Source organism: Microbacterium sp. Z10_103, assembly GCF_058310455.1.
In genome coordinates this window covers 1,465,258-1,490,423 of sequence record NZ_JBZEGK010000001.1, presented here as the reverse complement: position 1 = coordinate 1,490,423, position 25,166 = coordinate 1,465,258, and the positions used below count along the sequence as shown (strand labels likewise).

Here is a 25,166-nt window from a genome sequence, read left to right as displayed (position 1 = left end):
GCAACCAGGCGCGCACGCGCCCAAAGAAGGAGAACGGCCATGGCCGTCGTCACCATTCGCCAGCTGCTCGACAGCGGCGTCCACTTCGGACACCAGACCCGCCGGTGGAACCCGAAAGTGAAGCGCTTCATCCTCACCGAGCGCAGCGGTATCCACATCATCGACCTGCAGCAGTCGCTGTCGTACATCGACAAGGCGTACGAGTTCGTCAAGGAGACGGTGGCCCACGGCGGCACGATCCTCTTCGTCGGCACGAAGAAGCAGGCGCAGGAAGTGCTCGCCGAGCAGGCGACGCGCGTCGGGCAGCCCTTCGTCAACCAGCGCTGGCTCGGTGGTCTTCTCACCAACTTCCAGACCATCTCCAAGCGTCTGGCCCGCATGAAGGAGCTCGAGGAGCTCGACTACGAGACCCCCGCCAACAGCGGCTTCACCAAGAAGGAGCTGCTGCTCAAGAAGCGCGAGCTCGACAAGCTGCACAAGTCCCTGGGCGGTATCCGCAACCTGCAGAAGACCCCCTCGGCGATCTGGGTCGTCGACGCGAAGCGCGAGCACCTCGCTGTCGACGAGGCCAAGAAGCTCGGCATCCCCGTGATCGGTATCCTCGACACCAACGCCGACCCCGACGAGTTCCAGTACCCGATTCCCGGCAACGACGACGCGATCCGCTCGGTCGGCCTGCTGACCCGCATCATCGCCGACGCCGCTGCGGAAGGCCTCATCCAGCGTCACCAGCCCGCCGGCGAGACCGCTGAGGTCGCCGAGCCGCTGACCGAGTGGGAGCGCGAGCTGCTCGAGCAGGGTGCGCCGGCCCAGTCGTCCGCCGAGACCGAGAAGGTCGCCGACGTCGCCGAGGCTGCTGCTGAGGCAGATGAGCTCATCGCCGACGAGCAGGCCATCGAGGGTGAAGCAGCGACCGAGTCGGACGCCGACGCCGAGGGCGCGGCCGCTCACGACGAGGTCATCGCCGCTGAGTCTGCCGAGAGCACCGAAGAGGTCGCCGCGGCCGAGCCCGAGGCTGCAGAGAGCACCGAAGAGGTCGCCGACGCCGAGCCTGAGGCTGCCGACAAGTAAGAGTCCGCACGAACGAATTTCTCGTCGGCGAGGTCGTCCCGAACGACCTCGCCGACGCTTCCTTCCAGAACTTTCAGAACAAGGAGCCGACATATGGCAAACTTCACGATCGCTGACATCAAGGCGCTGCGCGAGCAGCTCGGCACCGGCATGGTCGACACCAAGAAGGCGCTCGAAGAGGCCGACGGAAACGTCGAGAAGGCCGTCGAGATCCTGCGCCTGAAGGGCGCAAAGGGCAACGCCAAGCGTGCCGACCGGTCCACCAGCGAAGGACTGATCACCGCCCGCGAGCAGGACGGGAAGGCCACGCTGATCGAGCTCGCGTGCGAGACCGACTTCGTGGCGAAGAACGAGCGTTTCATCGCACTGGCAGAGAAGGTCCTCGAGGCGGCGGTCGCCGCGTCCGCCGACTCCGCCGAGGCTGCTCTCGCTGCCCGCGCGGGCGACGTGACGGTGGACCAGCTCATCTCGGACGAGGCTGCGATCATCGGCGAGAAGGTCGAGCTGCGTCGCGTTCGCACCCTGAGCGGTGAGCACTTCTCGGTGTACCTGCACAAGACCAGCAAGGACCTGCCCCCGCAGGTCGGCGTGGTGCTCGCCTACACCGGCGAGGACGCTGAGGCCGCCCGGAGCATCGCCCAGCACATCTCCTTCGCCAACCCGACGTACCTGTCGCGCGAGGACGTGCCGGAGGCCGACGTCGACAAGGAGCGCGAGATCGTCACGGAGATCTCTCGCAACGAGGGCAAGCCGGAGGCCGCTCTCCCCAAGATCGTCGAAGGGCGCGTGAACGCGTTCTTCAAGCAGGTCGTCCTCCTCGATCAGGACTTCGCGCGGGACAACAAGCTCTCGGTTGCTCAGGTCGCGAAGAACGCGGGTCTCACGATCACCGATTTCGCGCGTTTCAAGGTCGGCGCGTAGCCTTCGACGGGATCACGCACCGGAAGCCCGCAGGGTCGGGGACCGGATCAAGGGCCCGGGATGCACCGCATCCCGGGCCCTTCAGTCTGTCCACGGCGGAGGGGGATAGGTTGTATCCGACGAGAGGGATCACACGTGATCGATGAAGCAACCGGGCGCCGCCGCGTTCTACTGAAACTGTCGGGCGAGGCATTCGGCGGGGGCCAGTTGGGTGTCAACCCTGACGTCGTGAGCCAGATGGCTCGGGAGATCGCCGCCGCGGTGGACCGCATCGAGATCGCCGTCGTCGTCGGAGGGGGCAACTTCTTCCGGGGCGCGGAGTTGAGCCAGCGCGGCATGGACCGCGGCCGGGCCGACTACATGGGAATGCTCGGCACGGTGATGAACGCGCTTGCCCTGCAAGACTTCCTCGAGCAGGCCGGGGCCGCCACGCGCGTGCAGTCCGCCATCTCGATGACCCAGGTCGCCGAGCCCTACATCCCGCGCCGTGCCGAACGCCACCTGGAAAAGGGCCGCGTCGTCATCTTCGGCGCCGGTGCCGGCCTGCCCTACTTCTCCACCGATACCGTGGCCGCCCAGCGTGCCCTGGAAATCGGCGCGATCGAGGTGCTCGTCGCCAAGAACGGTGTGGACGGCGTCTACACCGCCGATCCGCGCAAGGACGCCACAGCCACGCGGATCGACAGCATCACGTACATGGACGCTCTCCAGCGGGGGCTCAAGGTCGTCGATTCGACGGCGTTCAGCCTCTGCATGGACAACGGCATGGACATGCGCGTGTTCGGCATGGAGCCGGAGGGCAACGTGACGCGTGCTCTCCTGGGCGAATCGATCGGAACGCTCGTCACGGCCTGAGCGCGTCGTGCGCCTGCCGGATGGCGTGCGCCTGTCTAGACTGGGACGTCGAGCCCAACGAATGGAGTCCCCGTGATCGCCGATGTTCTGGCCGACGCCGAAACGCGCATGGACCGCGCCGTGGAAGCGGCCAAGGAGGACTTTGCCACCGTTCGCACCGGGCGCGCGAACCCCCAGCTCTTCCAGAAGGTGTTGGTCGATTACTACGGTTCGCCCACGCCGCTCGCGCAGCTCGCGTCCGTGAACGCGCTCGAGGCGCGCACACTCGTGGTGACGCCCTACGACAAGTCCGCGCTGAAGGCGATCGAGTCGGCCATCCGCGACATGCCCAATCTCGGTGCGAACCCCACGAACGATGGCACTCTCGTGCGCATCACCATGCCCGAGCTGACCGCTGAGCGGCGCAAGGAGTTCGTCAAAATCGTGCGGTCCAAGGGTGAGGACGCGAAGGTACACGTCCGCGGCATCCGCCGGAAGTCCAAGGACGAGCTCGACGCTCTGAAGAGCGACGTCGGTGAGGATGAGCTCGGTCGTGCCGAGAAGGAGCTGGACGCGTTGACCAAGGCGCACGTCGACGCGATCGACGAGGCGCTCAAGCGCAAAGAGGCAGAGCTCCTCGAGGTCTAGCCCCATGACCGATCCATCCGGCCCGGACAGCGCGTCACCGCTCGACGCGCCGCTCTCGCGACGCGAGGCCGCCCGCGCGCGGCGTGCGCAGAGCGCCGCCGATGTCGGTGACGGCCTCCAGCCACGCATCCGCGCAGCACGCTCCGAGTTCGAGAGCCAGGTCGCGCACGCGCGTGCCGAGTTCGAAGAGGCGAACGCGCGCATCACGCAGCGCACCGGCCGCAACCTGCTGCTGGCCATCGTGATCGGTCTCGCCATCGGCGCCGCGGTCATGGCTTCACTGCTCTTCTACAAGTGGATCTTCCTCCTCTTCGCGATCGCGGCCATCATCCTCGGCACGTTCGAGCTCACCCGTGCACTCCAGGCCTCCGGCCGCCGGATCGACCTGGTCCCGCAACTGATCGCCGGAACGTTGCTGCTCGTGTCCGGCTACTTCGCGACGCTGTGGCTGCACTGGGTGGCCACGATCTCGGCGGTCGCTGTCGTGGTGGTGTGGCGCCTCCTCGGCCAGATGTTCCGGCGCGACGGACGTACCTACGGGGCCGTGCTCTCGGACGTCCTCATCTCGTCCTTCGTGCAGCTGTACGTGCCGGTCCTCGCGAGCCTCGCGCTGGTGTTGCTGAGCCAGGACCGCGGCGAGTGGTGGGTTCTCGCCTTCATCATCGTGACGGTCGTCGCCGACACCGGGGCCTATGCCTCCGGGCTGACCTTCGGCCGTAGCGGGCGGCACCTCATGGCACCGCGGATCAGCCCCAAGAAGACCTGGGAGGGCTTCGCCGGTTCGGCGGTGGCCGCTCTGGCCGCCGGGGTCGTGTTGGCGCTGTACATGCTCGAACTGCCCTGGTGGGCGGGACTGATCTTCGGCGCGGTCATCCTCGGTACCGCCACTGCGGGCGATCTCGGCGAGTCGATGATCAAACGCGACCTGGGGATCAAGGACATGAGCTCGTGGCTGCCCGGTCACGGCGGCGTCCTGGACCGGCTTGATTCCATCCTGCCCTCGGCGACGGCCGCGCTCGCGCTGTACTACCTCCTGACCCCCCTGGCGGTGACATGACGATAGACACCGAACACCCGAGCGCCGAGCATTCCCGCACCGAGCCCGCCGAAGCGGAGGATCCCCGGATCGAGCGCTCGGACGCCGCGACTTCCGGCGCCACGCCGTTTCCCGAAGCCCCCCGGCGCGGGAAGGGGTACGAGAAACGAGCCGTCGACGCATTCCTGGCTCAGGCGCGGGCGGCCTTCGAGTCTGACGACGATGACGACGCCCTCCGTTCCGCGGAGGTACGCGCCGCCGCGTTTCCGCTGGTCCGCCAGGGCTATGCGATCGCCGCAGTCGACGCGGCGCTGGGACGTATCGAGGATGCCTTCGCCGCCCGCGAGCGTGAACGAGCCATGAGCAGGCGGGGCGCCCGGGCGTGGGTGGCGGAATCACGCGACGTCGCCCAGGTCGTCCTCGATCGGCTGCTCCGTCCGAAGGGGCGACGTTTCGACCGGGTGAGCGTCTTGCGGTACGGGTACCGCGTGGACGAGGTCGATCTCGTCACCGACAAGCTCGCGCGGTATCTTGCCGTGGGGGAGCCGGTGACGGTGGAGCAAGTGCGGGCTGTGGCGTTCCGCATGCAACGCGGCGGGTACCGCGAGGCACAGGTCGATGCGGTGCTCGATGCCGTCGTGGAAGTGATGCTCGCCGTCGGATGATCCCGGCCGGTCCGGTCGCCGCGATCGCCGTGCCACGGATGGCACGCCTCTCGGCAGGCGGCTAGAATCGAGCGCATTGTGACCCCCGGCACCGAGATCACGCGCGCCACGTCCGGACGGATCGTCCGCCGGGGGCCGGCAGGCGTCGACGTCGTTCCGGCTCCCGTCACACCGCGGCGCGCACCGCGGTGGTCGCGCCGTCGCGGCGTTCTCGCCGTGTTCGCGGGCCTCTCCGTGCTCGGCTTCGTCGCCGCATACGTGGGACCCACCGGCGCAGCCCTCGCTGAGGCCGATGCCGACCGTGTGTCGCTGTATGAGAGCGCCCTGGCCGACATGCAGACGTACACGCTTTCTGCCGAAGCGGTCACGACGGCATCCCTCCAGCGCAGCAGCTACTCGGTGTACGTCACGCCGAAACCCACGCCGACCCCCACCGCGCGTCCGGCAGCGTCGGCCTCTTCCTCCGGCTCGGGGTGGCGCCCCCCGTTCGTCGCACCCGACCCCGGAACCGCGCAGGCGGTCGCCTACGAGATGGTCCTGGCACGGGGGTGGGGCGACGACCAGTTCGCGTGCCTGCGTGCTCTGTGGCAGAAGGAGTCCGGCTGGCGAGTCAACGCCTACAACGCCTCCAGCGGGGCGTACGGCATCCCGCAGGCGCTGCCGGGCAGCAAGATGGCCAGCGCCGGAGCGGACTGGGAGACCAATCCCGCGACGCAGATCGCGTGGGGACTCGGATACATCGGCAGCCGCTACGGCGACCCTTGCGGTGCGTGGGGGAGCTCCCAAAGCCGCGGTTGGTACTGACCGGTGCCGCGGTCCCATCGTCGGCGCCCCGAGCCGGCGGGCGATGACTCACTTGCCCGCCTGATCGCCGGGTGGAAGCGCACGGAGACCCGCCGCGGCGTCGCATGGACGGTCCAGCCGGTGTCGGCGACGTCGGCGCAGAAGGCATACGTATGCCCGGGATGCGGCAAGACCATCGAGCCAGGGACAGCCCACGTCGTCGTGTGGCGTGCCGACGGCGTCCTCGGCGACGCGGCCGACCTGGCCGGCCGTCGACACTGGCACAGCCACTGCTGGAGGATCAGCTGACATGGAAATCCGCGGACCGCTTGCCCTGCCCGCACGGCGGGAAGACATCGAGCTGCACACCGAGGACGGGCTCACCCTCGTCGGCGAGCTCGCCCTTCCCCAGGACCGCGACCCGGTCGCCACCCTCGTGACCCTGCACCCCCTGCCCACCGCCGGCGGGTTCATGGACTCTCACATTCTCCGGAAAGCCGCAGCCAGGCTGCCCGCTCTGGCCGACCTCGCCGTGCTCCGGTTCAACACCCGCGGCACGACCTCCCCGCGCGGGACGAGCGAGGGCGCGTTCGACGGCGGGGAGGGCGAACGCTACGACGTGGCAGCGGCCGTCCAGTTCGCCGCCGACCGCGGGCTGCCGCATCCGTGGCTCCTCGGGTGGTCCTTCGGCACCGAGCTGGCTCTGAAGTACGGCCGGGAGCACGACGTGGAAGGCGCCATCCTCCTGTCGCCACCGCTGCACCGCACGAGCGCCGACGAGGTCGCCGCGTGGAATGACGGTGACCGCCGCCTGGTGGTCATCGTTCCCGAGTTCGACGACTACCTTCGGCCTGCCGAGGCCGCCGAGCGTTTCGCCTCCGTACCCGCCGCCCGCCTCATCCCGATCGAGGACGGCAAGCACCTCTGGGTGGGGGAGAGCCAGACGCGGCGAGTGCTGACCGAGATCGTCCGAGTCGTCAACCCGGGCGCCCTCCCGCTCCCGGACACGTGGGACGGACCGGTCGCACAGGAATGATGCGTCAGCGCTCGTTCTGGCGCGGGATGATCACCTGGCGGTAGATGATCAGGATGCTCGCCGCGACCGGGATCGCGACGAGTGCGCCCAGGAGCCCGAGCAGGGAGCCGCCGGCGAGGGCGGCGATGACCACGACAGCGCCGGGGATCGCGACCGCACGGTTCATGATCCGGGGCGACACGATATACGCCTCGATCTGCATGTAGATCAGGTAGTAGATCGCTGCGATCAGCGCGGTGGTGGGCGAGCTGAGTCCGAGGCACGTGAGGACGATGAGCGTAGACCCGGTCAGAGTTCCGACCAGCGGAATGAGGGAGAAGAAGAAGGCGATCACCGCGAGCACGGCGGGGAACGGTGCCCCGATGATCGTGAGGAGAATGGCGCTCAGGACGCCGTTGATCACGCCGAGGCTGGCCTGACCGATGACGTAGTAGCCGACAGAGTCGGTGATCTGCTCCGCGAGATCGATGAAGCGCGCACGCTTGGACGCAGGAACCAGCTGGTACACCGCTGCCTTGAGCGACGGCGTGGACGCCGTGAAGTAGATCGTCAGGATGAGCACGATGAACGCGCCGCCCAATCCCGCCACGACGGCCCCGCCCACGGCCAGGATGCCGCTCCCGACATTGCTGGAGATCTCGCCGAAGTCCAGCGAGCCCCACCAGTCCTCGATGTACCCCCACACGACGTCGACGTCCAGCGCGGGGAAGACCGACTGCGCCCATTCGCGAGCGATCGGCAGCGCGTCCTCCCAGTCGAACGACTGGGTGGTGGCTTCGATCCTCGCGATCAGCTGCGCGATCTGGTCGACGATGACCGGCACGATGGTCAGGATGATGCCGGCGAAGATTCCCAGGACTCCGAGGATCGTCACCAGGACCGCCGCCCACCGAGGGAGCTTCCGCCGTTCCAGCCACGAAATGACCGGATCCAGGCCCAACGAGAGGAACAGGGCCGTACCGACGTAGAGGAGGATCGTCGAGAGCGTCTGCACACTGTTGAGGAGCAGAATTCCGACGCCGACGCCGAGCGTGGCAACGAGCGCGACGCGGAACGGGTTATAGATCTTCACGGGTCTCCTGTCGGGCGGCGGCCGGCCACTGGCCGCGCCTTGTTCCGCCAGGATACGCATTCGGCACCATCCAGCGCGGCAGGGACTCCCTCCTGGGCAACTTTCAGGTCGTTGCCACTAGTCTGAAATGTCGTATGCGTGGTCCGACCCGAAGGACCACCATCGGGAAGGTTTGAATTTCGTGCGTTTTGTTTGGGCTGTCGCGGCGTTCATCCTCGCCGCGCTCATGATCGGCGCGGGGATCGCACAGCGCACCGTCTTCGAGCCCGCACCCGCTGAAAGCACACCGCTTCCCGCCGGTGAGGACCTGCCGTACACCCTCGTCGACGGCGAGGTACTCAATCTGTTCTCCGGAGCGCAGACGCTGACCGCGGAGGGTGACGGCACCGTATTCGCGGCCTACGGCCGCACCCCCGACGTGCAGGCGTGGCTTTCCGACGTGCCGTACAACCATGTGACCGTCGGTGATGACGGCCAGATGGAAACCGAAGTCATCGAGCCGGCGGCAGAGGAAAGCGTCGACGAGACAGCTGCCCCGGACCCGGCCACTGACCCGGCGCCGACCGACGACGCTTCCGCGAGCACCGTGGGACGTTCGCCCGTCGGCTCCGATTTGTGGCTCGACGAGTTCCAGCAGGAGGGACGCCTTTCCACTCCGCTTCAGCTGCCGGAGACGATGAGCGTTCTGCTGGCAACCGACGGGACGGCGCCCGCTCCTTCCGAGATCGCCGTGATGTGGCCCGTTGACCGCAGCACCCCCTGGGCCGGACCCCTCATCGTCGGCGGCAGCGTCGTGCTCGTCGTCGGCGTGGTCCTGTATCTCCTCGGCATCCGTCATGTCCGCCGTTCTCGCGGCCCACGCCGCAAGGGCCTCCCGATGCCGCCGACCGAGCCCATCGACCTTGCCGTGGAGGACCCCGACAAGGGAGTCATCAGCGCGGGGCGGCGCCGCGCCGTGTCCGGCCGCCGGTCCTTCATCGTCATTCCCGCCGTGGCGGTGTCGGCGGTGCTGTTCGCCGGATGCTCCGCCGACGCGTGGCCCGATCTCTCTCCGAGTCCGACTCCCTCGCCGTCGGAGTCCGTCATCGTCCCGGACGGGCAGCAGTCCCCGGCGGTCACGAAAACGCAGGCAGAGCGCATTCTGACGCGCGTCTCGACGACGGTCGCGGAGGCCGATGCGGCCATGGATCCCGCGCTCGCCGGCGCGCGCCTGGAGGGAGCTGCTCTGGCGGAGCGGCAGACGAACTACACCCTCCGCGCTCAGCTGCCCGAGCAGACCGACCTGCCGGGGATTCCCGACCGCCCCGTCGAGATCGTGTTGCCGCAGGCGTTCGACGCATGGCCCCGCTCGTTCATGACGGTGGTGGAGGACCCGGCCGACTCGACCGTCGCGCCGACCATCATGCTGATGACCCAGGCCGATCCGTGGTCGGAGTACAAGGCGAGCTTCATCGCGAGCCTCGAGGCAGCGACGCTGCTTCCGAATCTTCCCGCCGAGTACGTCGGGGCGGCGCTGGCACCCCCTGACTCGCCGTTCCTGCGCCTGCGGCCGGATGAACTCGCCGGAGCGTATGCGGACCTCATCAACAACGGCGAGAACAGCGCGTACTGGGGCGACTTCGACACCGCGGGCGACCTTCTCCTGGCGAACATCAAGCAGAGCCAGCAGAGCCGTCTGGATCAGCTCAATCAGACCGGCGCGAACACGTCGACGCTGGAATTCCTGGCCGTTCCCGGCACATCCGCCCCCATGGCATTGACCACTGTCGACGGCGGCGCCATCGTCGCCGTCGATATCCACGAGACCGACACCGTCAAGCCGACGAATCCCGACGCGGTCATCCGGCTGCCCGACAATCCCGCCGCGCGCGCGCTGACGGGTGTCGAGCAGTCCGCGACGGGGTTCACCACGACCTACGGCGACCAGCTGTTCTTCTATGTGCCGTTGGAGGGGACCAATGAACCGATCCGCCTCCTCGGCTACCGTTCCAACATCCTGGAAGCGAAGGTGATCGAGTGAGCACTCCTCAGCCCGGCTCCGTCCTGCGCGGCGCTGTCGATCTGTCCGCCCTACGGAACCGCCCGCAGGCGCCGCCCGCGGCCGGACCCGGACAGCCCGTCGCGGGACAGCCCGTCGCCGGCGCAGGGGCGCCCGCGACCGATGCCGCGTCGGTGCCGTCCCTCGTGGTGGACGTCACGGACGCGACCTTCGGGCAGGTGCTCGAGCTGTCCCGCACCGTGCCGGTGGTCGTCGACCTGTGGGCCGAGTGGTGCGGACCGTGCAAACAGCTCAGCCCGATCCTCGAAAAGGTCGTGCTCGAGTACGGCGGCCGTATGGTCCTGGCGAAGGTCGACGTCGACGCCAACCCGCAGCTCGCGCAGGGGTTCCGTGCCCAGTCCATCCCGATGGTCGTCGCGCTGGTGGGCGGACAGCCTGTCCCGCTGTTCACCGGAGCGGTGCCCGAGCAGCAGGTGCGGGAGGTTTTCGCGCAGCTGCTTCAGCTGGCGGCGCAGAACGGGGTGACGGGCACCGTCGGCGTGGAGGCCGTGGAGCCCTCGGACGAGCCCGTCGAGGCGCCGATGCCACCGCTCCACGCAGAGGCGTTCGAGGCGATCGAGAGCGGTGACTACGCCCGGGCCATAGCGGCGTACGAGCAGGCGCTGGCGGAGAACCCGCGCGACGAGGATGCTCAGGCCGGCCTCGGTCAGGTGCGCCTTCTCGCCCGGATCCAGGGGGCCGACCTGCAGGCGGCACGAGCGGCGGCCGCGGCGGACCCCACGGACGTGGAGGCGCAGTTCGTCGTCGCCGACCTCGACCTGGCCGGTGGTCACGTCGAGGACGCCTTCGACCGTCTCCTCGACCTCTTCGCCGCGCTGCCCGATGACACGCGGCCGCCGGTGCGCGAACGGCTTCTCGAGCTCTTCGGCCTCATCGGCGACGCAGACCCACGCGTCATCCGCGCCCGCGGGCGCCTCGCTTCGCTCCTCTTCTGAGACACGGCACCGAGACTCCATCCCCGCCACGAAACCGCGTCCAACGGCGGCAGTCTGGTGGCGGAGATGGAGTCTCGCGGTCTCGGGGCGTCAGCCCTTGCCGGGGGCGGGGAGGCGCGCGGCGTCCTTACGGTGATGGAGCCACAGCACTCCCAGGGGCGGGAGCGTGAAGACGGCGTGACCGTTCTCGTCGGCGTGCACCACTCCGAGGTTTCCGACGCCGGAGCCGCCGTACGCGGCGGCGTCCGTGTTCAGGATCTCCTGCCACACGCCGTGCTCGGGAAGGGTCAGCTCGAAGCCTGAGATCGGTGCGCCGGAGAAGTTGCACACCACCGCGATGGTGTTGCCGTGCCAGTCCCGGCGTGCGAAGGCGAGCACGTTCGGGTTCCACGACGGGGCGCCGAGCCGCGTGAAGGCCGCTCCATCGGAGTCGCGGGACCACAGCGGCGCCTGCTCGACGTAGACCCGGTTCAGCACCGCGACGAAGTCGTGCAGTTGCGCGTGCGACGGCTGCTCCAGGGTCCACCAGTCGAGGCTCCGCGCCTCCGCCCACTCCGACATCTGGCCGAATTCCTGACCCATGAACAGCAGCTGCTTGCCCGGATGACCCCACATGTAGGCGAGGAACGCCCGCATGTTCGCGAGCTTCTGCCAGTGATCGCCCGGCATGCGGCCGAACAGGCTTCCCTTGCCGTGCACGACCTCGTCGTGGCTGATGGGGAGGATGAACTTCTCGCTGAACGCGTAGACGAACGAGAACGACAGTTCGCCCTCGTGGTGGCTACGGTGAAGCGGGTCGCGTGCGATGTATTGCAGCGAGTCGTTCATCCAGCCCATGTTCCACTTCATGCCGAAGCCCAGGCCCGCGGCGTCGGTGGAGGCGGTGACCCCGGGGAAGCTCGTGGATTCCTCGGCAATGATGGCGATGCCGGGGTACCGCTTATAGGCGGTCCCGTTCACCTCCTTGAGGAACCGGATCGCCTCGAGGTTCTCCCGGCCGCCGTACTGGTTCGGTACCCATTCGCCGTCCTGGCGCGAGTAGTCGAGATACAGCATCGAGGCCACCGCATCCACGCGCAGGCCGTCGACGTGGAACTCTTCCAGCCAGTAGAGCGCGTTCGCGACGAGGAAGTTGCGCACCTCGTTGCGCCCGTAGTCGAAGATGAGCGTGCCCCAGTCCTTGTGCTCGCCACGGCGGGGGTCGGGGTGCTCGTACAGGGGTTCGCCATCGAAGCGGGCGAGCGCGAACGCGTCCTTGGGAAAGTGGCCGGGGACCCAGTCCATGATCACGCCGATGCCGGCCTGGTGGAGTCGGTCGATGAGGTATCGCAGATCGTCGGGCTCGCCGAACCGGCTCGTGGGGGCGTAGTACCCGGTGACCTGGTATCCCCAGGAGCCGCCGAAGGGGTGCTCCGCCAGCGGGAGGAACTCCACGTGCGTGAAGCCCTGCGCGGTCACGTACTCGACGAGCGGATCGGCCGCGTCGCGGTAGGAGAGCCCGGGGCGCCAGGAGGCCAGATGGATCTCGTAGATCGACATCGGTGAGGACAGCGGCGAGGTACGCGCCCGCTTGGTCATCCATGTGTCGTCCTGCCACGTGTACGAGGAGTCGGTGACGATGGATGCGGTCGCCGGCGGCTTCTCGGCATACCGGGCCATCGGGTCGGCCTTCTGGATCCACTCGCCGCGGCGAGTGAGGATCTCGAACTTGTACGCGTCGCCGGCGGCCATGCCGGGGACGAACAGCTCCCACACGCCGCTGCCGCCCATGGAACGCATGGCATGCCCGCGGCCATCCCATCCGTTCACGTCTCCCACGACCCTGACGGCGCGCGCGTCCGGCGCCCACACCGCGAAGGCCACGCCGGGAGAGCCGTCGAGTGTGCGTACGTGCGAGCCGAGTACGCGCCACAGCTCCTCGTGGCGCCCTTCCCCGATGAGATAGAGGTCCACCTCGCCGATGGTCGGGACATGACGGTAAGGGTCGTCGGCGGTGTACTCGCTGCCGTCGTCGTAGGTCGCCGTCACGGTGTAGTCCTGCGGCTGACGGGGAGTCACCGCTTCCCAGATGCCCGCGCGGAGGTGCTCGAAGCGCGCAGCGGTGCCCCCGGTGAGGTTCGCGGTCACCGTGGTCGCCAGCGGGCGGCGGATGCGGATGACCCACGTCCCGTCGTCGGCGGGGTGCACCCCGAGCACGGCGTGCGGATCGTGGTGGTTTCCGGCGGCGACGGCGTCGAGGATGCCGTCGTCGAGGTGTTGACCGGTCATCGGATCTCCTTCACGTGCAAGATGTGCACCGGCTCGGTGAAGGCGTCCAGCCGCACGTAGTTGCGATCGGTCCACGTCCACACCGCGCCGGTGACGAGGTCTTCGACCTCGTACGGCGTGCCCGGCTCGACACCCCAGACGGTCGTGTCGAGGAACACCGTCGTCTCCCGGATGGAGTGAGGGTCGACGTTGGCCACCACGATGATCGTGTCTGCCACGCCCGTCGGTGAGAGCGCGGCGTCGAGGTGCTTGGAGTACACGAGGATGGCGTCATCCCCGCTCCAGTGGAGGGACAGGTTCCGCAGTTGCCCGAGCGCGGGGTGCGAGCGACGGGCGGCGTTCAGCATCCGCAGGTACGGCGCCAGCGACTCGCCGCGCTCCTCAGCGCCCTCCCAATCCCGGATCTTGTACTCGTACTTCTCGTTGTCGATGTTCTCCTCGGACCCGGGCCGCGCCACGTTCTCGAAGAGTTCGTACCCGGCGTAGACGCCGTAGGTCGGCGCCGCGGTGGCGGCGAGGGCAGCGCGCACCTTGTAGGCGGCACGACCGCCGAACTGCAGGTACTCGCTGAGGATGTCGGGGGTGTTCACGAACAGGTTCGGCCGCAGGAAGTCATCCGTCTCGGTCGCGAGCGACGTGAAGAACTCCGCCAGCTCCTCCTTCGTGTTGCGCCACGTGAAGTAGGTGTAACTCTGCTGGAATCCCGCCATCCCCAGGCCCCGCAGAGGGGCAGGGCGCGTGAAGGCTTCGGCGAGGAAGACGACGTCCGGATGCTCCGCATTGACGGTGGCGATGAGCCATTCCCAGAACTGGAGGGGCTTGGTGTGCGGGTTGTCGACGCGGAAGATCTGCACGCCCTGGGCGATCCAGTGCCGGACGATCCGGATGACCTCCGCCCGGATGCCCTCCGGGTCGTTGTCGAAATTGACGGGATAGATGTCCTGGTACTTCTTCGGCGGATTCTCCGCATAGGCGATCGAGCCGTCCGGGAGGGTCGTGAACCACTCGGGATGCTCCGTGACCCACGGGTGGTCGGGGGAGGCCTGAAGGGCGAGGTCCAGGGCGACTTCGATGCCGTCCGCCCGTGCCGCCCGCACGAACGTGCGGAAATCCGCCAGCGTGCCGAGATCAGGGTGAACGGCGTCGTGACCGCCCGCGGCGGACCCGATCGCCCAGGGTGAACCGGGATCGCCCGCCTGCGGATCGAGCGTGTTGTTGCGGCCCTTGCGGTTCGTCTCCCCGATGGGGTGGATGGGCGGCAGGTACAGCACGTCGAAGCCCATCGCCGCGACGGCGGGCAACCGCCGCGCGGCGGTGCGGAACGTGCCCGACGTGATCGTGCCGTCCTTGGCCTGGCGGGCGCCTTCGGAACGGGGGAAGAACTCGTACCAGGACCCGACACCGGCTCGCCGTCGCTCGACGAGCACTTCGAGCTCGTCTCCGGCCGACCCCAGGCTCGCGAGGGGGCGTTCGGCGAAGTAACCGGCGATCGTCGGATCCGTCACGATCGCCAACGCGGCTTCGTCGGAGAGCGCGGCATCCCGCAACGTGGTCGCCGCAGCCTGGAGGGTGACACGCTCGGCCCGGGGGCGGTTCTTTTCCGCGGCAGCGCGATCGAACAGCAGGGCACCTGCTTCGCGCATGAGGGCGGGGTCCACACCGGCGGCGATCTTCACTTCGGCGGCGTGCTGCCACGTGGCGAAGTCATCCGCGAACGTCTCGAACCGGAATCGCCAGATCCCCTGCTCGAGCAGCACCACGAGTGTCGACCAGCGGTCCAGGCCGTCGTTGAGGGAGGAGAGACGGTGCAGCGACTCGTCCCCGGAGGGGGAGAAGAGCCGCACGTGCACGCCGATGAGGTCGTGCCCCTCGCGGAAGGCCGTGACCGTGAACGGTACGGCCTCTTCGACGTATGCCGAGGGGCGGAAACGTCCGCCCGGCACGGAGGGGCGCGGCGCAACCATCGGGATGCGGGGCGTCACGGTCTCGGAGTCGGTGTTGGCTGCGGGGCGAACGGGGATCGTCGTGCCGCTGCGCCAGGGACGGGAGATGGGAGATCGCGTCGGAGGAGCCACGATCCGAACCTACCTTGGCGGCCGCGACCGGCACACAAGGACACCGGCGGTTGACAAGCCGCGCGTCGTTGGATCACTCCCCGCGAGAGCGCGCATCACTCCACGCGGAAGAGGTGCATCGAGGTGTCGGTCATGGTCAGGGTGCCCCCTGGCGCGAACTGCGCGCCCGCCTCGAGCGGGCGCTCGTCCGCGCTTGACCAGAGCGACACGAACCGTTCGGCGCCGGCGATCACGGGGAGAGTCACCTCGACGGGCGACTCGTTGCCGTGGATGACCAGCAGGATGCGGTTGAACGCCTCACGCTCGGGCGTCGATGCGGCGACGTACTGCAGCGTCCGGTGGGCGGGGTTGGTCCACCGCTCGGTCGACATCGTCTCGCCGTGCTCGTCGTACCACTCCATGACGGAGGCCGAGGGGGTGTGCTCGCCGAGCCGTGCGAAGCGGCTGGGGCGGAGTGCCGGGTTCTCGCGCCGCACCTCGAGGAGCCGTCGGACGTGTGCGGACAGGTCCTGCTGCCACGGGGCGTGCTCCCACGCCAACCAGGTGAGGGGCGAGTCGTGGCAATAGGCGTTGTTGTTTCCGCGCTGGGTGCGCCCGAACTCGTCGCCGGCGGTCAGCATTGGAACTCCCGCCGAGAGGAGCACCGTGCCGAGGAGGTTGCGCATCGCCTTTCGGCGGGCGGCCAGGATCCGCTCGTCATCGGTGCGCCCCTCGATCCCGTGATTGAACGACCGGTTCGTGTCGGCGCCGTCTCGGCCCTGCTCGCCGTTGCCGAGGTTGTGCTTGACGTCGTACGAGACGAGGTCGTGCAGGGTGAACCCGTCGTGCGCGGTGACGAAGTTGATGCTGGCGAGGGGGCCGCGCTCGACGCTGAAGGTGTTGGACGAGCCCGCCAGCCGGGTGGCGAAACCGCCGATCCCGGTCGGTGACGTGTCGGCGCGGCGCGCGTAGTCGACGTCGCTCAGCCAGAAGTTCCGCACCCGGTCGCGGTACCGGTCGTTCCACTCGTGCCATCCGGCGCCGAAGTTACCGGTCTGCCATCCGCCCATTCCGACGTCCCACGGCTCGGCGATCTTCTTCACGCCCGCCAGCGCCGGATCGTCGATGATGGCCCGGAGCAGGGGATGGTCCGGGGTGAAAGTGTGTGCGGCGTCGCGGCCGAGTGTTGCGGCCAGATCGAACCGGAACCCGTCGATCTGCACGTCGTTCGCCCAATACCGCAGCGAATCCAGGATCAGGCGTGCTGCGCCGTCCGTCGCGGTGTTCACCGCGTTGCCGCATCCGGTGACGTCGATATAACCCCCGTCCTCGGTCTGCCGGTAGTACGACCGATTGTCCAGGCCCCGAAGGCTGGATCGCGGGCCGCCGACCCCCTCTTCTGCGGTGTGGTTGTAGACGACATCGAGGATGACTTCGAGTCCTGCCTCGTGCAGCAGCTTGACCATCCCCTTGAACTCCCGCAGCACCGCCTCGGGCCCGTTCCGCTGGTTCTCGACGGTCGCGTAGGACGCGTGGGGTGTGAAGAAATTGAGGGGGTTGTAGCCCCAGTAGTTGGTGAGCCCGAGCTGCAGCAGGCGCGGTTCGGTCGTGAACGCGTGCACGGGAAGCAGCTCGACCGCCGTGATGCCCAGACCCACCAGGTACTCGATCATCGCGGGGTGCGCCAGGCCCGCGTAGGTGCCGTGCAGAGCGGGAGGCACCCCGGGGTGCCGCTTGGTGAGCCCCTTGACGTGGCCTTCATAGATCACGGTGCGATCAAGAGGGACGCCGGGCTTCGCGACGCCGCCCCAGTCGAACCCGCCGTCGACCACCACGGCGCGGTGGTCGCCGAAGCCGCCGGTGACGATCCCGCGGGCGTACGGGTCGAGCAGCAGGCTCTCCCGGTTGAAGGTGTCCTGCGGGCCGACGGGACCGTCGGCGCGCACCGCGTACCGCGCCCCCGGGCGCAGCAATTCGGTCGTCACCGTCCATACGCCGCCGCCGGCCGAGGACATCGCCAATGTCGCCACCGCCCAGTCGAGGTCGGTGTCATCGAAGACGACGAGCTCCATCGCGTCGGCGTGCGCCGACCAGACGCGCAACGTTCCGCCGTCCGGCCCCTGCGTGACGCCGAGGCCGTCGAGGGAAGGGCTGAGGAGGCCTGCGGTGGCGGGAAGCACGAAAGGGGATGCGGGTCGCGCCATGGATCTACAGTAGTTAGGCCGTAGGTCAGGCGCGTTACGGCGGGAGGTGGCGATGTCGGTGTATCTCGATCACGCCGCAACGACGCCGCTGCGTGAGGAGGCGCGCGACGCCTGGCTCGCCGCCGCATCCATCGGGGGCAATGCCTCGTCGATCCACGGCGGCGGGCAGGCCGCGCGTCGTTTGCTGGAGGAGGCGCGTGAGCGCCTGGCGGCGGTCCTCCACACGGACCCTGTCGAGGTGGTGTTCACCTCCGGGGGCACGGAGTCGATCAACACGGCTCTGAAGGGCCTGTGGTGGGCGCGGGGCGACCGGCCCGACCGCATCGCCGTCCCCGCGGGCGAGCACCATGCCACGCTGGACACCGTCGCCTGGCTCGTCGAGAGCGAGGGCGCGCGGGTGGAGCCGGTGGCACTGGATGCGGTGGGCCGCATCGACCCGGAAGCCTTCGGTGCAGCCGCCGGCCGGTCGGCTCTCGCAACGGCGATCGTGGCGAACAACGAGGTCGGCACGGTGCAGGATGCCGCGGCGCTGGCCGCCGCCTCCGCCTCTGCCGCCGTTCCGTTGCACCTGGACGCCGTCTCGGCCTTCGGCCACGTGCCGATCGACGTCGCCGCCTGGCGCGGGGACGCGCCGCCGGGGGTGGGCCTGGTCGCGCTGAGCCTCTCCGCGCACAAGGTGGGTGGACCGGTCGGGGTGGGAGCGCTCGTGGTGTCGCGCTCCGCGCGGCTGGGTGCCCTCGTCCACGGCGGGGGCCAGCAGCGGGCGCTGCGGGCGGGGACGCAGGACGTCGCCGGCGCAATCGCCTTCGCCGTCGCCGCCGAACGGGCCGAAGCCGAGCGCGAGGCGGAGGCCACGCGACTGTCGGGGCTCCGCGATGCGCTGGTGGCGGGCATCCGCGCTCGCGTGCCCGGGGCAGAGCTGCTGGGCGATCCGGTGCGGCGGTTGCCGGGCAATGCCCACGTGCTGTTCCCGGATGCGGCGGGGGAGACGCTCCTCTTCCTCCTCGACCAGGCGGGCATCGCCGTGTCGACCGGTTCGGCGTGCCAGGCCGGCGTCCCCGAGCCGTCGCACGTCGTGCTGGCCCTCGGCCGCACGGATCGGGAGGCGCGGTCCGTGCTGCGCCTCACCCTTGGCCGTACCTCGACGGAGGCCGACGTGGAGGCGTTCCTCGCGGCGCTCCCGGAGGCCCACGCGCGGGCGGCGGCTGCCGCATCCCGAGCAGCCCGCCGCTGATCCGGCGCCCCGCGGTCCGTCGCCGCACGGCGGGCGGGAGTGGGGTGGGGTGGGGCGCGTGGCTTCGTGGGTCCGTGGCTTCGCAGGGGCCGGTCCGGGCGCGAGCGGTTGGGGAGGAGATGTGCACTGGGGAGGGCTGTTTGTGCCGGATTCGCCCTCCCGAATGGTCATCTCCTCCCTAGCTGTACGCGGCCGCTGTGCGGCGTGGCTTCGTGGTTGCGGGCGCCGGTCCCGCGGCGAGCCGCTAGGGAGGAGATGTGCACTGGGAGGGCGGATTGTGCCGGATTCGCCCTCCGAACGTTCATCTCCTCCCAGGCTGCACGCGGAACCCCCGCCCCACGCCCGCGCAGCCCGGGCCGCCGCCGCGCGCCGCCCGCCGCCCGCGCCGCCCGCCCCACACCGGCCCCGCCCATCCACCTTCCCCACGCCGCCCACAGGAAGGCGCTCGTAGACTGAGGGAATGCGTATTCTGGCGGCGATGAGTGGTGGCGTCGACTCTGCCGTCGCGGCTGCGCGGGCCGTGGAGGCGGGACACGACGTCGTCGGCGTGCATCTGGCCCTCTCCCGCGCCGGGGGGACCCTTCGTGCCGGCAGCCGAGGATGCTGCACGATCGAGGATGCGATGGATGCGCGCCGCGCGGCCGACCGCCTCGGCATCCCCTTCTACGTGTGGGACTTCTCCGAGCGCTTCCGCGAAGACGTGATCGACGATTTCATCGCGGAGTACAGCGCGGGTCGCACACCCAATCCCTGCATGCGGTGCAACGAGCACATCAAGTTCGCCGCGCTCCTGGAGCGGGCGCTCGAGCTCGGTTTCGACGCCGTCTGCACGGGGCATTACGCCGCTCTGGTCGACGGACCCGACGGCCGCGAATTGCACCGGGCGTCGGATGCGGCGAAGGACCAGTCCTACGTCCTGGGCGTCCTGACGGCCGAGCAGCTCGCGCACACCTACTTCCCGCTCGGTGACACGCCGTCCAAGGCGCTCGTGCGCGCCGAGGCCGAGGCGCGCGGCCTGACGGTCGCCCAGAAGCCCGACAGCCACGACATCTGCTTCATCCCCGACGGCGACACGCGCGGATGGCTCGCCGAGAAGGTGGGCGCCGAACAGGGCTCCATCGTCGATCGCACCGGCGCGGTCGTGGGTTCGCACGAGGGCGCCCACGCCTACACCGTCGGCCAGCGGCGCGGGCTGCAGCTGGGCACGCCCGCTCCGGACGGCAAGCCCCGTTTCGTGCTCGAGGTCCGTCCGGTGAGCAACACGGTCGTCGTAGGGCCGAAGGAGGCGCTGGCGACGGCGGAGGTCGCCGGCAGCCGGTACACGTGGGCGGGCCGCCCGCCCCGCGAGGGCGCCTTCACGTGCCATGTCCAGATCCGGGCGCACGCCGATCCCGTGCCCGCACGGGCGACGTGGGCCGACGGCACCCTGGCGGTGACGCCCGACGAGCCGTTCGACGGCGTGGCACCCGGGCAGACCGCGGTGCTGTACGACGGCACCCGCGTGATCGGTCAGTTCACGATCGACCGCACGGTTTCGGCGGTACCGGTTCCCGCGTAGGTGTCCACCCCTCCGGCCGCGTCGGAGGTCATCCCTAAACTGACCGGGTGGTGAACGGCGACGAACTTCCCGATCTGACCCTCGAGCAGGCGCGCGCGGAATCGGGCGATCTCATCTCCCGCATCCTCCAGGCGCGCGACGCGTATTACGGCGACGACGCCGAGATCGTCGACGACGCCACCTATGACGAGTGGATGCGGCGGCTCGACGCCATCGAACGCCTCTACCCGGAGCTTCAGGGGCAGGACAGCCCGACGCAGTCGGTGGGGGCCGCGTCGGGGACGCTGTTCGCTCCCGTGGAGCATGCCGAACGGATGCTCAGCCTGGACAACGTCTTCAGCGACGAGGAGTTCCTGGCGTGGGCGACCCGGGTCGAGCGTGATGCCGGCCGGCGGGTGGACTACCTGTGCGAGCTCAAGATCGACGGCCTGGCCCTGTCGCTGCGCTACCAGCGCGGCCGGCTCGTGTCGGCGGCCACCCGCGGGGACGGCCGCGTGGGGGAGGACGTGACCGAGACCGTTCGGGCCATCCGCGGCATCCCGCAACGCCTGAAGGGCACGGGGCACCCCGACCTCGTCGAGGTGCGCGGTGAGGTGTTCTTCAACGTGGCCGACTTCGAATCCCTCAACGCGTACCAGGAGTCCGTGGGCGATCGGATCTTCGCGAACCCGCGGAACGCGGCATCCGGCTCCCTCCGCCAGAAGACGGAAGGGAAGAACGAGCGTCAACTGCAGGCGATGCACGAGCGCCTGTCGCGGTTGCGCATGACGGTGCACGGGATCGGCGCGTGGCCGAACCCGCCGGTGAACTCGCAGAGCGCGGTGTACCGCCTGCTGGCGGAGTGGGGACTCCCCACGAGCGACTACTTCCGCGTGGTGACCTCCGCCGCGGAGGCCGACGAGTACATCCGCCACTACGGTGCGCACCGCCACGACGTCGAGCACGAGATCGACGGGGTCGTCGTCAAGGTGGATGACCTCGCACTCCACGACGAGCTCGGCGCGACCAGCCGCGCGCCGCGCTGGGCCATCGCCTACAAGTACCCGCCGGAGCAGGTCAACACCAAGCTCCTCGACATTGTGGTGTCCGTGGGGCGGACAGGACGGGCCACGCCCTTCGCCGTCATGGAGCCCGCCCGCGTCGCCGGGAGTGTCGTGCGTCAGGCGACGCTCCACAACCAGGAGGTCGTCAAGGCCAAGGGTGTGCTGATCGGCGACACGGTGGTGCTGCGCAAGGCCGGAGACGTCATCCCCGAAGTCCTCGGTCCCGTGGTGGAACTTCGCGACGGCACCGAGCGCGCTTTCGTCATGCCGGCGGAGTGCCCGGAATGCGGGTTCCCCCTCGCCCCGGCCAAGGCCGGCGACATCGACCTGCGCTGCCCGAACACGCGCGCCTGCCCCGCCCAGGTGCGCGGAAGGGTGGAGCACATCGGGTCGCGCGGTGCGCTGGACATCGAGGGTCTCGGTGAGGTGTCGGCCGCAGCGCTCACCCAGCCGGTGCGGCCGGAACAGCCGCCGCTGGACACCGAAGCCGGACTGTTCGATCTGCGCCCTGAAGACCTCTTCCCGATCGACGTCGTCGTCCGCGATGCCGAGACCGGGCTGCCACGGCTGCTCGAGGACGGCGCGCCCGACACCCGGTCGCCCTTCCGCCGTCAGCGCAAGAAGACCGACCCCGCGTTCGATCCGGACGGGCCGTTCGACGGCGACGCGGGCTTCGTGTTGTCCAAGTCGGCTCAGGAGCTCCTCGCGAACATCGAGGCGGCGAAGACCAAGGAGCTGTGGAGATTCCTGGTCGCCCTGAACATCCGTCATGTGGGGCCGGTCGCCGCGCGCGCCCTCGCCCAGTGGTTCGGATCCGTCGACGCGATCCGCGCAGCATCCCGGGATGAGCTCGCTGCGGTGGAAGGCGTCGGCGGCATCATCGCCGACGCCCTGACGGACTGGTTCGAGGTCGAGTGGCACCGCGAGATCGTGGAGCGGTGGACGGCCGCAGGGGCACAGCTGTCGACCCCCGGCCACCCCGGCCCCGGGGCGGCCACTACCGAGGGCGGGGTCCTGGAGGGACTGACGATCGTGGCGACCGGGTCGCTCGAGGGCTACACCCGCGAGGGGGCGCAGGAGGCGATCCTCCGCGCCGGCGGGAAGGCCGCATCCAGCGTGTCCAAGAAGACCGACTTCGTCGCCGCCGGTCCGGGAGCGGGCTCCAAGCTCGGCAAGGCGGAGGAGCTGGGGCTGCGCATCATCGATGCCGCGCAATTCCACGTCCTCGTCACGGAGGGTCCGGCGGCGCTGGACGCCGGATGATGCGCCGCAGTTTCCGGTAGATCGGCGGGCCGGGTCCGGCAGACCGCGGGCATCCGGAACCGTCGCTGAGACGCCGGTCTCAGTCCGTCCTCATGTTGCGGTATGCGGGGAGGAAGACGAGGAGGGCGGTGAGGGTGGTCGCCAGGGTGAGCACGGGAAGTGCGGGTTCGGTGAACCAGGGCGAGTATTCGGCATTCGTTCCCATTCCCATGACCACCCAGGCTCCGAAAGTGCCGAGGATGAGGAGCACAGCGAAGGTGAGGGGGGCCACCGCCGCCCGTCCCCGAAGCGGCCGGCGGGCGATCATCGGCACGGTGAGGATCGCGCCGATGATCACGATCACGAGCACAGTGAAGGCGCCGCCGAACAGCGCACCGCCACGGTCGAGCTCGCCCGACTCGTCGGGAGCGAAGAGGCTGAAGATCAGGCCGAACAGGTTCGCCGTCTCGTCATCCTCGGATACCTCCGTGGTGACGAAAGGGAGGAAGAGCGCGAGCACCAACAGGGTCTCGATCAGGATGATCGGGAGGACGAGCAGGATCGACTCGAGGGCGCTGACTCGCTGTTCCAGCGATCGGCGAGCCGCCTCGTTCGCGACGTCCTCGGACGTGTCGTGTGTCATGGTGCGCCTTTTCTCTGGTTGCGGGCGAGGGGAATGACCGGCACGAGCGTGTCCGCGAGATCCTACAAGCGGCGTCGACCCTGCGTCGCCCGTCAGCGACCCGAGGAGAGGGTGAGGAGACGGTCGCGGACCTGACGGCGAAGCACCTTGCCGATGAGCGAGCGGGGGAGTTCGTCCACGAGGAAGATGCGCCGTGGCACCTTGTAGGCGGTCAGGACGCTCCGCGCGAACTCGCGGATCTGCTCGACGTCCACGTCGTCATCGCCGTCCGGAACGATCGCGGCGACCACCTCTTCGCCGGAGTGCTCGTTCGGTAACCCGACGACGGCGACGTCCGCGACCCGCGGATGCTGGCGCAGGACGTTCTCGACCTCTGTCGGGGCGACGTTGAATCCGCCGGTGATGATGAGCTCCTTGATCCGGTCGACGACCCGCACGAACCCGTCGTCGTCGATCGTTACGATGTCGCCGGTGCGGAACCAGCCGTCGACGAAGACGGCTTCCGTCTCCTCGGGTCTGCCGTAGTAGCCGCTGAACACCTGCGGGCCGCGCACCAGGAGTTCGCCCCGTTCCCCGGGGGTCACGTCCACCCGCGGGTCATCCGGGTCCACGACGCGGCATTCGGTGCCGGGAATCGGGAGCCCGACCGTTCCGGGCTTGCGGTTGTCGGCGACGGGATTGGCCATGAGCACGGGCGAGCACTCGCTGAGGCCATACCCCTCGACGAGGTAGCCGCCGGAGGCATCCTCGAACGGCACGACCAGTTCGTGGGGCAGAGCCATCGCTCCCGAGATGGCGATCCCGGTGCCGGTGATCGGGATCCCCTTCTCCCGCGACGCGTTCAGAAGGCGCTCGGCGATCGGAGGGACCAGCGGCAGGAACGTCGCCGGATGCTTCTTCGTCACGGCGAGCACGAGATCGGGGTCGAACCGCGGGAACAGCACCAGTCGCGCGCCCATCGACATGGCGAACGTCAGGCACAGGGTCAGGCCGTACGCGTGGAACATGGGCAGTACCGCGTACACGACGCATCCCTCACCGCGACGGATCGACGGCACCCACGCCCGCGCCTGGGCGGCATTGGCGAGCAGGTTGCGGTGGGTCAGTGCGGCGCCCTTGGGCGTGCCCGTGGTGCCGCTGGTGTACTGGATGATCGCGAGGTCGTCGGTCGCCGGCTGCGGGTAGCTCGCCGGGAGCGGATCCGCGCGCAGCAGGTCTTCCCACGTCATGGTCCCGGAGACCTTCGCGTGGAGAGCGGCCCGCGATTCGCGGGCCCGCGCCACGGGGAGGCGCAACGCGGCACGCGTGCGAAACGGCATGGCACGCGTCACGTCGATGGATACGAGCGTGTCGACGCGCAGGTCCTCGGGGAATTCCTGAACCGTGCCGACCACTTTGCTCCACACGATCGCGTGCTTGGCACCGTGGTCCTCGAACTGCTTGCGGAGCTCGCGCGCGGTGTAGAGCGGGTTGTGCTCCACGGCGACGGCGCCCAGCCGCAGGATCGCGTAGAACGCCACGATGTGCTGAGGGCAGTTCGGCAGCACGATCGCCACCGGATCGCCCGCGTGCACGCCCTGGGCACGGAGGCCGGCGGCCGCACGCGCGATCTGCTCCTCGAGTTCGCGGTACGACGTGGTTCGTCCGAAGAACTCGAGAGCCGGGGCATCCGGGTAGTCGCGCGCGGACGCTGCCACGATGTCGCCGAGCGATCCGGAGACCGGGTCGAGGTCTTCGGGTACACCGTCGGCGTAGCTGCGAATCCAGGGCCGGGGCGGGTCGTACGTGGTCATCTCGCCACCCTATTTCGTTCGAGCGGAGGGTCAGCGACGGCGCCGGCGGGCGGGTGCGGGCGAATGT

20 protein-coding genes are annotated in these 25,166 nt (G+C 69.2%); 14 read left to right on the top strand and 6 right to left on the bottom strand.

Annotation, left to right across the window (positions count from 1 at the left end; all coding sequences use genetic code 11):
* Positions 1–39: 39 nt before the first annotated feature.
* From rpsB to AC4FS2_RS06950, 9 genes are all read left to right on the top strand, one after another.
* Positions 40–1,071 carry a 30S ribosomal protein S2 gene (gene rpsB, locus AC4FS2_RS06990; protein ID WP_491152498.1) on the top strand — a complete coding sequence of 344 codons (1,032 nt, stop codon included), beginning with the start codon at positions 40–42 and terminating at the stop codon, positions 1,069–1,071.
* A gap of 93 nt (positions 1,072–1,164) precedes the next feature.
* On the top strand, positions 1,165–1,992 hold the full coding sequence (gene tsf / locus AC4FS2_RS06985; RefSeq protein ID WP_491152500.1) for a translation elongation factor Ts: 828 nt from the start codon (positions 1,165–1,167) through the stop codon (positions 1,990–1,992).
* Between the two features lie 135 nt (positions 1,993–2,127).
* Complete coding sequence (pyrH, locus tag AC4FS2_RS06980) at positions 2,128–2,847, top strand: UMP kinase (RefSeq protein ID WP_491176810.1); 720 nt, start codon at positions 2,128–2,130, stop codon at positions 2,845–2,847.
* Between the two features lie 72 nt (positions 2,848–2,919).
* The gene (gene frr / locus AC4FS2_RS06975; RefSeq protein WP_491152503.1) at positions 2,920–3,474 is read left to right on the top strand and encodes a ribosome recycling factor; all 555 of its coding nucleotides are present in this window, start codon (positions 2,920–2,922) and stop codon (positions 3,472–3,474) included.
* A 4-nt stretch (positions 3,475–3,478) separates the two neighbouring features.
* On the top strand, positions 3,479–4,531 hold the full coding sequence (locus tag AC4FS2_RS06970) for a phosphatidate cytidylyltransferase (RefSeq protein WP_491152505.1): 1,053 nt from the start codon (positions 3,479–3,481) through the stop codon (positions 4,529–4,531).
* The gene (locus AC4FS2_RS06965; RefSeq protein ID WP_491152506.1) at positions 4,528–5,175 is read left to right on the top strand and encodes a DivIVA domain-containing protein; all 648 of its coding nucleotides are present in this window, start codon (positions 4,528–4,530) and stop codon (positions 5,173–5,175) included. The genes AC4FS2_RS06970 and AC4FS2_RS06965 overlap by 4 nt, the downstream gene beginning before the upstream one ends.
* A gap of 78 nt (positions 5,176–5,253) precedes the next feature.
* Positions 5,254–5,979, top strand: coding sequence for an aggregation-promoting factor C-terminal-like domain-containing protein (locus tag AC4FS2_RS06960; protein ID WP_491152508.1), 726 nt, complete (start codon positions 5,254–5,256; stop codon positions 5,977–5,979).
* Positions 5,980–5,982: 3 nt separating this feature from the next.
* On the top strand, positions 5,983–6,267 hold the full coding sequence (locus tag AC4FS2_RS06955) for an Rv1322 family protein (RefSeq protein ID WP_491152510.1): 285 nt from the start codon (positions 5,983–5,985) through the stop codon (positions 6,265–6,267).
* Position 6,268: 1 nt separating this feature from the next.
* Positions 6,269–6,994 (top strand): alpha/beta hydrolase, encoded by a 726-nt coding sequence (locus tag AC4FS2_RS06950; RefSeq protein ID WP_491152511.1) that lies wholly within the window; start codon positions 6,269–6,271, stop codon positions 6,992–6,994.
* Positions 6,995–6,998: 4 nt separating this feature from the next.
* Here the strand turns inward: AC4FS2_RS06950 and AC4FS2_RS06945 are convergent, their stop codons facing one another.
* Positions 6,999–8,066 carry an AI-2E family transporter gene (locus AC4FS2_RS06945; protein ID WP_491152513.1) on the bottom strand — a complete coding sequence of 356 codons (1,068 nt, stop codon included), beginning with the start codon at positions 8,064–8,066 and terminating at the stop codon, positions 6,999–7,001.
* A 181-nt stretch (positions 8,067–8,247) separates the two neighbouring features.
* Here AC4FS2_RS06945 and AC4FS2_RS06940 point away from each other — a divergent pair, with 181 nt between their 5' ends.
* Positions 8,248–10,086, top strand: coding sequence for a DUF8094 domain-containing protein (locus AC4FS2_RS06940; RefSeq protein WP_491152515.1), 1,839 nt, complete (start codon positions 8,248–8,250; stop codon positions 10,084–10,086).
* On the top strand, positions 10,083–11,060 hold the full coding sequence (locus AC4FS2_RS06935) for a tetratricopeptide repeat protein (RefSeq protein WP_491152517.1): 978 nt from the start codon (positions 10,083–10,085) through the stop codon (positions 11,058–11,060). The genes AC4FS2_RS06940 and AC4FS2_RS06935 overlap by 4 nt, the downstream gene beginning before the upstream one ends.
* A gap of 90 nt (positions 11,061–11,150) precedes the next feature.
* Here AC4FS2_RS06935 and glgB read toward each other — a convergent pair whose 3' ends face one another.
* The 3 genes from glgB to glgX form a co-directional block, all read right to left on the bottom strand.
* Positions 11,151–13,328, bottom strand: a complete 2,178-nt coding sequence (glgB, locus tag AC4FS2_RS06930; protein ID WP_491152518.1) for a 1,4-alpha-glucan branching protein GlgB — start codon at positions 13,326–13,328, stop codon at positions 11,151–11,153.
* Entirely contained in the window at positions 13,325–15,292 is a 1,968-nt protein-coding gene (locus AC4FS2_RS06925) for an alpha-1,4-glucan--maltose-1-phosphate maltosyltransferase (RefSeq protein ID WP_491155632.1), read from the bottom strand. Before AC4FS2_RS06925 ends, glgB begins: the two co-directional genes overlap by 4 nt.
* A 206-nt stretch (positions 15,293–15,498) precedes the next feature.
* Entirely contained in the window at positions 15,499–17,586 is a 2,088-nt protein-coding gene (glgX, locus tag AC4FS2_RS06920; RefSeq protein ID WP_491152520.1) for a glycogen debranching protein GlgX, read from the bottom strand.
* Between the two features lie 52 nt (positions 17,587–17,638).
* Between glgX and AC4FS2_RS06915 the strand changes: the two genes are divergently transcribed.
* The 3 genes from AC4FS2_RS06915 to ligA all read left to right on the top strand — a co-directional run bounded on the left by AC4FS2_RS06915 (position 17,639) and on the right by ligA (position 22,684).
* Complete coding sequence (locus AC4FS2_RS06915) at positions 17,639–18,820, top strand: cysteine desulfurase family protein (RefSeq protein ID WP_491152522.1); 1,182 nt, start codon at positions 17,639–17,641, stop codon at positions 18,818–18,820.
* 460 nt (positions 18,821–19,280) lie between these two features.
* Positions 19,281–20,378, top strand: coding sequence for a tRNA 2-thiouridine(34) synthase MnmA (gene mnmA / locus AC4FS2_RS06910; protein ID WP_491152524.1), 1,098 nt, complete (start codon positions 19,281–19,283; stop codon positions 20,376–20,378).
* Positions 20,379–20,428: 50 nt separating this feature from the next.
* On the top strand, positions 20,429–22,684 hold the full coding sequence (gene ligA / locus AC4FS2_RS06905; protein WP_491177809.1) for an NAD-dependent DNA ligase LigA: 2,256 nt from the start codon (positions 20,429–20,431) through the stop codon (positions 22,682–22,684).
* A gap of 79 nt (positions 22,685–22,763) precedes the next feature.
* Here the strand turns inward: ligA and AC4FS2_RS06900 are convergent, their stop codons facing one another.
* Both AC4FS2_RS06900 and AC4FS2_RS06895 read right to left on the bottom strand, forming a co-directional pair.
* The gene (locus AC4FS2_RS06900; RefSeq protein ID WP_491152526.1) at positions 22,764–23,306 is read right to left on the bottom strand and encodes a hypothetical protein; all 543 of its coding nucleotides are present in this window, start codon (positions 23,304–23,306) and stop codon (positions 22,764–22,766) included.
* Positions 23,307–23,398: 92 nt separating this feature from the next.
* On the bottom strand, positions 23,399–25,099 hold the full coding sequence (locus tag AC4FS2_RS06895; RefSeq protein ID WP_491152528.1) for a long-chain-fatty-acid--CoA ligase: 1,701 nt from the start codon (positions 25,097–25,099) through the stop codon (positions 23,399–23,401).
* Between the last annotated feature and the right edge of the window lie 67 nt (positions 25,100–25,166).